Source organism: Lentzea sp., from assembly GCF_036380075.1.
Taxonomy (GTDB): domain Bacteria; phylum Actinomycetota; class Actinomycetes; order Mycobacteriales; family Pseudonocardiaceae; genus Lentzea.
The window spans coordinates 1-4,910 of the sequence record NZ_DASVFL010000063.1; the positions used below are offsets into that span (position 1 = coordinate 1).

2 protein-coding genes and 1 rRNA gene are annotated in these 4,910 nt (G+C 69.3%); all 3 read left to right on the forward strand.

Annotation, left to right across the window (positions count from 1 at the left end; all coding sequences use genetic code 11):
* Positions 1-26: 26 nt before the first annotated feature.
* The 3 genes from rrf to VF330_RS07740 all read left to right on the forward strand — a co-directional run bounded on the left by rrf (position 27) and on the right by VF330_RS07740 (position 4,742).
* Positions 27-143, forward strand: a 5S ribosomal RNA gene (gene rrf, locus VF330_RS07730).
* 118 nt (positions 144-261) lie between these two features.
* Entirely contained in the window at positions 262-1,803 is a 1,542-nt protein-coding gene (locus VF330_RS07735; protein WP_330850815.1) for a dGTP triphosphohydrolase, read from the forward strand.
* A gap of 146 nt (positions 1,804-1,949) precedes the next feature.
* On the forward strand, positions 1,950-4,742 hold the full coding sequence (locus VF330_RS07740; RefSeq protein WP_330850816.1) for a S8 family serine peptidase: 2,793 nt from the start codon (positions 1,950-1,952) through the stop codon (positions 4,740-4,742).
* Positions 4,743-4,910: the final 168 nt, after the last annotated feature.

Consider the following 4,910-nt stretch of genomic DNA (forward strand, 5'->3'; position numbering starts at 1 on the left):
GGTTTGGGTTGTGAATTCCATAGTGTTTCGGTGGTTATAGCGTTGGGGAAACACCCGGTCCCATTCCGAACCCGGTAGTTAAGCCCTTCTGCGCCGATGGTACTGCACTGGTTACGGTGTGGGAGAGTAGGTCGCCGCCGAACTTCTTCCGAGATACCCCCGTGGGTCGAGCGCCGAGAGCGCTCCCCGCGGGGGCATTTTCGTGTTGGCCCAGCCACGCCCTCAAGGGGTTCTGGGCCCGCGCGGTATACCTTCAGGGCCATGCACAACGAGCAGCGCACCGCCCGCCGGTCCGCCGGCGTCGGACGTACCGCCGACCTCGCCACGAACCCGTTCCGCGTCGACCGCGACAGGGTCGCGAGCTCCCCGTTCTTCGCACGCCTCGGCGGCGTGACACAGGTCGTCAGCTCCACCGGGTCCGGCCTGCTCGTGCACAACCGGCTCACCCACAGCCTCAAGGTCGCCCAGGCGGCGCGCGCCATCGCCGAACGGCTCACCAACCGTCCCGACCTCGTCGCCGTGCTGGAGAAGCTCGGCGGCTGCGACCCCGACGTGGTGGAGGCGGCCGCGCTCGCCCACGACCTCGGGCACCCGCCGTTCGGGCATCTCGGCGAACAGGTGCTGGACCGGTTGGCGCGCCACCGGTTCGGCCTCCCGGACGGGTTCGAGGGCAACGCCCAGTCGTTCCGCATCATCACGACCACGGACGTGCGCGGACCCAAGGCACTCGGCCTCGACCTCACCGTCGCGGTGCGGGCGGCGATGCTCAAGTACCCGTGGACGCGGCACCAGAAGCTCTCCCTCGACGTCGCCCCGCGCGGCGCGTCCGAACCCGACGACATGCCGGGCACCGGCAGCTCAAAGTTCTCCGCCTACGTCACGGAGATGAACGACCTGCGCCAGGCCCGCGAACCGTTCGAGGGCCGCATCGAGTCGTGGCAGCAGACCGTCGAGGCGAGCGTCATGGACACCGCGGACGACATCGCCTACGCGATCCACGACCTGGAGGACTTCCACCGCGTCGGCGTCCTCCAGCACGCCACCGTCGCGGCGGAGTTCGGCACCTGGCAGGCGCAGGCGCTCGACCTCGCGGGCTTGAGCGACGCGGACCTGGATGCGGAGATCCGCATGCCGGGACGGTCAATTGAGACGCTGCGCCGGCGCCTGCACCTCAAGGACTCCTGGGTGATGGACGACGAGGCGTTCGCGCTCGCCGTCCGCAAGGTGGGCAAGGAGCTCGTGGACGGACTGCTGGCGGTGCGGTTCGACGGGTCCGTCGAGGCCGAGCAGGCGGTCGCGGACTTCAGCTCGCGGTGGACGCGCCGGCTCGTTGACGCCGTCGGTGTGATCGAGGAACCGACGCCCAGGTCCGGTCACGTGGTGCTGGCGGTGGCGCAGTGGCACGAGGTGCAGGTGCTGAAGTTCGTGCACCGGCGCTTCGTCTTGCTGCGCCCGGATCTCGCGTTGCACCAACGTGGACAGGCGCGGCTGCTCAGCTCGCTCGTCGACGCGCTGGAGCAGTGGGTGACGGACCGAACGGAGGCGGATCGCTTGCCGCGCAGGCTTCACGACCTCGTCGAGCTGGCCGAAACGGAGTACGCGGGGCTCGCCCGGACGGAGCCGTCCACATTGGTCGGCGCGACCGGCGAGATGCCCGTCGGTCCTGACGCCATCAGGGGATTGGCGCGCGGACGTGCCGTCGTGGACTTCGTCGCGTCCCTCACGGACAACCAGGCCGCCGCGTTGCTGGAAGCCCTTTCCGGTCGAACCGGTCAGTTGTGGACTGACGCTTTTGTTCTGTGAAGTGTGATTGCGTCTGCCCAGTGGGAAGTAGCCCAATCGGATGCTGACTGTGATCACACGCGCACCATACGTTGACGCCTCGACCGGGAATCTCCGGTCGCAGGCTGCGTGCTCGGGGGCACGCCAACGTTCGGGGGAGAAGCCCTGTGCGCCGATCGCGAAGAGGCACGACGTTAGTCACCGCAGGTACCGCTGTTCTTCTGGCCGCGCTCACCGCCATCACGCCCGCGTCCGCGGACCCGGTCAAGGCGTCGAAGTCCATCACCGACCGCACCGCGGCCCAGATCGCCGCGCTGCAGAGCATCAAGAAGTCGCTCACCCCAGCTGAGTCCAAGGTGGACAGCATGCTCGTCGTGGAGGCGCGCAAGCGCGTCCAGGTGGGGACGACGAACGCCCTTCCGCAGGTGCAGACCGGCGTTGCCGTGACGCCGCAGTCCACCACCCTCGTCGACATCCGCGCCAAGCAGTACTCGGAAGACCTGGTCAACGCCGTTCGCGCCGCGGGCGGCCAGATCAGGGCCGTGTCCTCCGAGAACCGCACCGTGCGCGCCGAGGTGCCTCTCGCGAAGCTCGCCGACATCGCCGGCCGCACCGACGTCGCCCGCGTCGAGCAGGGCAGTGACGCGATGACGCAGGACCTGAAGAACAAGCGGGACACCAAGTCCCGCAAGGCTGCTCCGTCCAAAGAGGACAAGGCGCGGGAGATCGAGCGCCGGCTCTCCGAGAAGCAGATGTCCGTCCAGGCCGCCAAGGTCGCCGAGAGCGACAAGGCGCACAACGCCGAGGCGGCGCGCGGCTCGTTCCACGTGACCGGCGTCGGCACGAAGCTCTGCGCCCTGTCCGACGGTGTCAGCTCGCTGGCCGTGTCGCAGGCCGCGGGCGAGCTGCCGGCCGTCGACGTGCTGACGGGCCAGGCGGGCTCCGGTGACGAGGGCACCGCGATGCTCGAGATCCTGCACGACCTCGCGCCCAACGCCGAGCTCGGCTTCGCCACCGCGTTCAACGGTGACGCGAGCTTCGCCGACAACATCAAGAAGCTGCGCTTCCAGCTCGGCTGCGACGTCATCGTCGACGACGTCATCTACTTCAACGAGTCGCCGTTCCAGGACGGCATCATCGCGCGGGCCGTGGACGCGGTCGCCGCGGACGGCGCGCTGTTCTTCTCCAGCGCGGGCAACCAGGGCAACGTCGCCGACGGCACCTCCGGCCACTACGAGGGCCAGTTCGTCGACTCCGGTGTCGGCGTCGGCAAGTTCGCGGGCACGGCCCACGACTTCAACCCGGACCCGAACGCCAAGCAGCTCTACAACCCGCTGTCGAACTTCTCCGGTGACACCCCGGTCGTGCTGCACTGGGCCGACCCGCTGGGCCAGTCGTTCAACGACTACGACCTGTACCTGGTCAACGCCCAGGGCAACGTTGTCACCTTCAGCCAGAACAACCAGGACGGCGCTCAGGACCCGTACGAGCGCATCAACACCCCGTCGAGCTCGACGGGCACGCGCCTCGCGGTCGTCAAGTACCGCGGTGAGGACAAGTACTTCGCGCTGTCGCTGTTCGGTGGCCGGTTCGCCGACACCAACGACGGTCTCAAGAAGTACGTGACGCCGGGCACGACCCGTGGTCACTCCGCGGCGAAGGGCGCGATCTCGGTCGCGGCCGCTCCCGCCGCCGGCGCGCTGCCGTTCGACCTCGAGCCCGGTGACCCGGCCAACCCGCGGGGCCCGTACCCGAACGCGTTCGACAGCACGCAGAAGCCGGAGCGCTTCACCTCCGACGGACCGCGCCGCACGTTCTTCGCGCCCGACGGTTCGCCGCTGGCCGAGGTGCGCCAGAAGCCGGACCTCACCGCCGCCGACGGCGTGACCACGTCGGTGCCGGGCTTCGCGCCGTTCTTCGGCACGTCCGCCGCGGCCCCGAACGCCGCTGCCATCGCCGGCCTGATCCTGTCCGGCAACCCGACCCTGTCGCCCGCCGAGGTCAAGGAAGCCCTGGTGACCACGGCCGTCGACATCGTCGAGGCCGGCGTGGACAACCGCACCGGTGCCGGCATCGTGCTGGCGGACCGCGCCCTCGCCTACACGGGCGCGTCGCCGCAGGCACTGGCCCGCGCGCAGAAGCCGACGGTCGTCAACGACGCCGACGGAAGCGCTTTCCTCAAGCCGGGCACGACCTCCACGGTCACCGTCCCGGTGGCGAACAACGGTGACGGTTCGGCCGCGTCGACCTCGCTCGTGCTGACCACGCCGTCCGCCGGTGTGACCATCGCGCCGCGGTCGAAGTACTACGGCAACATCGACGCCGGCCAGACCGTGTCCAACACCTTCAAGGTGACGGTCCCGGCCACGGCGGGCCTCGGTTCCGCGGTGAAGCTCGACGCACGGGTGACCTACTCGGGCGCGACCTCGCCGACGACGTCGTCGTTCACGCTGCGCGTGGGTGAACCGTCCCGCGACTACAAGACGTTCGCCTACACCGGTGCCCCGATCGCGATCCCGGACAACGACCAGACCGGCGTGTCCGTGCCGCTGCCCGTCACGGGCGTCGGTGCCGCGTCCAACCTGAAGTTCTCCGTGGACGGCGCCACCTGCTCCACGGCGGACGGCGCCACGACGGTCGGCATCGACCACACCTTCGTCGGTGACCTGGTCGGCACGCTGACCTCGCCCGCCGGCAAGACCGTGACGCTGTTCTCGCGGGCCGGCAGCAGCGGCAACAACATCTGCCAGGCGGTGTTCGACGACTCGGCCACTCGGGCGTTCTCGTCCGTCACCAGTGCCGACGCGCCGTTCACCGGGTCTTGGCTCGGTGGTGCGCCGCTGTCGTCGCTGACGGCTGACGGGGCGGACGGAACCTGGGTGTTCAAGGTCGCCGACGTCGTCGGGTCCGACCGCGGGTCGATCCGGTCGGTGACGCTCAGCGTTGCCGGGTGGGTGTGATCCTCTAGGTGAGTTGCGGAAGGCCCTCGGCTTGGTTGCCGGGGGCCTTTTGCGTTGGGCGTCTTGTGGGATTGGGCCGGGCGGGGTTCCAGCGTGCTCCTGTTGCGTTGTCCCTGTGCCTGTCCCAGCGTGGTCGTGCACCTCGGACGAATGACCGGGGTGCATCGC